The 1987-nt window shown below is 71.5% G+C and carries 3 protein-coding genes; 2 read left to right on the top strand and 1 reads right to left on the bottom strand.

All coding sequences use genetic code 11. The features are described from left to right. A partial coding sequence (locus tag NON22_RS23580; protein ID WP_257389428.1) for a tetratricopeptide repeat-containing protein occupies window positions 1–1095 on the bottom strand: 1095 nt, incomplete at its 3' end. A gap of 257 nt (window positions 1096–1352) precedes the next feature. On the opposite strand from NON22_RS23580, the gene NON22_RS23575 reads away from it, so the two are divergent. Continuing rightward, entirely contained in the window at window positions 1353–1703 is a 351-nt protein-coding gene (locus NON22_RS23575; RefSeq protein WP_257389427.1) for a hypothetical protein, read from the top strand. 67 nt (window positions 1704–1770) lie between these two features. Continuing rightward, a partial coding sequence (locus tag NON22_RS23570; RefSeq protein ID WP_257389426.1) for a hypothetical protein occupies window positions 1771–1987 on the top strand: 217 nt, incomplete at its 3' end.

The following is a 1987-nucleotide window of genomic DNA, read 5'->3' as shown; positions in this document are numbered from 1 at the left end:
CGTCGCCGCGGCGAGCGCGAGCGCTTCGTCGCCGGGCTCGCCGCGGCGACGGTAGAGCAGCGGCAGGTTGCAGCTCGGGAAATAGTTGTTGAGGTCCAGCCGCATGCCGTTCTCGTAATGCCGGATCGCCAGATCCAGAAAGCGCCGGGCCTGCAGGCCGTCGCCGGCGTTCGCCGCCGCCCGGTACAGCCGTTTGTAGCGACCGCCGATCAGGCCCTGGCGTTCGGCGCTGTCGCCGCGCAGCGCGATCAGCCGCTTCAGTGCGGCGATGGCCTGCAGGTCGTCGCCCTGGCGCGACAGCGCGAGCGCGAGCTGTTCCTGCAGATAGGGCAGTTCGCGCAGGCGCGCCGGCAGCGCCTCGATGTAGTCGCGCGTGAGATCCCAGCGACCGATACGGTCGCGCAGCAGGCGCACGATCTCGACGGCGACCGACGCGCTGTCGGTCGCGGCGGCCGGATGTTCCCGCAGTATCGCCGCGGCGCGGTCCGGCCGGTACGCGGCATCGAGGTCGGCGACCTGGGCGATCTGCGCGCGCAGTTCCTCGAATGCTTCGAGATAGTTGGCCAGTTCGCGCGCACGCGCCTCGTCGGGCTGCGGTGCCCGATAACCGGGTACGACGGAATGGAACGGCGTGGCGGCGTGGCGGTGCCTGGCAACCTGATCGCGCAGGGTCGCGATGATTTTCTGCGCCGCGTCGGCATCGACGGCTTCATGCGGATGGTCGTAATCGATGCGGCGGATCTGCGCGAGATCGAACACCGGCCGCGCCCAGCTCGCCGCGATCAGCACGCAGCCGTCGTGGCGTGCCGCATGCCGTACGCCGACCTCGTAGTACGCGTTCGCGTTCGGAATGCTGATGTCGGCGATCACGAGATCGGAGTAGTACAGCCGTTCGAGCATCTCGTTGATGATCAGCGTGCCGACATCCTGGTCGGCGCGCAACGTGCGATAGCCCAGGTCTTCGAGCGCCGGCTGCAGCGCCTGTTCCCAGAGCAGGTCGAAGTTCACGCGCGCGGGCGCCGGCGGCGCGGCGGCGGTCTCGCGTACGCCGAAGGGCATGACGACGAAGCAGATCGGGCGGAACGGCGGGGCCATGGCAGTCTCGACGGGCGCGGCGCAGGGTGGCCGCGTGGACAGACTGTTGCATCGCGGACGTTCCTCTCATCGCGCATCGGCCGCGGCGCGGGCGCAGTGCCGCGGTATGCCGCATCGCCGGTTCTGTCATGACGCGTGCCGCGCGCGACGGCCGCGTACTGCGGCGCGCGGTCGCAGGCGGCAACTCCGGACCTCGGTCCAGGTCGCAGTTTCCGTCGCGGCGCGCTAGCCTAGGCGCCGTTCCCCCGGAATCCCTCATGCGTCGTCACCGCCTGCTCGTGGTCTGGCTGTGCCTCATCGCTCTGGTCGCCTGCCAGAGCGCGATGGCGGCGCAGCTGTGCCACGGCTTCGCCGGCACGAAAGCCGTCGCCGAAGCCGGCTGTCACGGCATGCCGGCCGACGGCGGCGGCGATGCGGGTTCGGCCGACTGTCCCGGCGGCACGGCGACGCCGGACCTCGGCAAGCTGCCGGGCATCGCACCGTTGCCGTTCGGCCACGACTTCATCACCGCGATCGCGCCGCTCGCGCGCACGCCGGCGCCGGCCGCGCCACTGGCCTGTTCGCGGGACGGGCCCGATCTCGACAGGCTCTGTCGACTGCTGATCTAGACCTCTCCTGAGCCGTTGCCGGCGCCGCATTCGCCGCGCCGCGTTTCCGTCTGCCGGGAGCTTTCCGATGATTTCGTCGTATGACCCGCTGTCGCAGCGGGTGCGACGCCGTCCGCCGTTCGCGGTCGCCGTCGCGTGTCTCTCGTTCGCCGCGCTCGCTCAGGCCGAGCCGGCTGTCCTGACCCTGGACGCGTTGCGCGAGGCCGTGCGCAACGCCGCGCCGCGCCTCGATGCGGCCGCCGCGCGGGTCGACGCGGCCCGCGCCGACGCCGCGCGCGCCGACG

The organism is Tahibacter caeni (assembly GCF_024609805.1).
Classification (GTDB): domain Bacteria; phylum Pseudomonadota; class Gammaproteobacteria; order Xanthomonadales; family Rhodanobacteraceae; genus Tahibacter; species Tahibacter caeni.
Note: the sequence above shows the minus strand (reverse complement) of the source record. Positions and strands in the feature narration are given on the sequence as shown.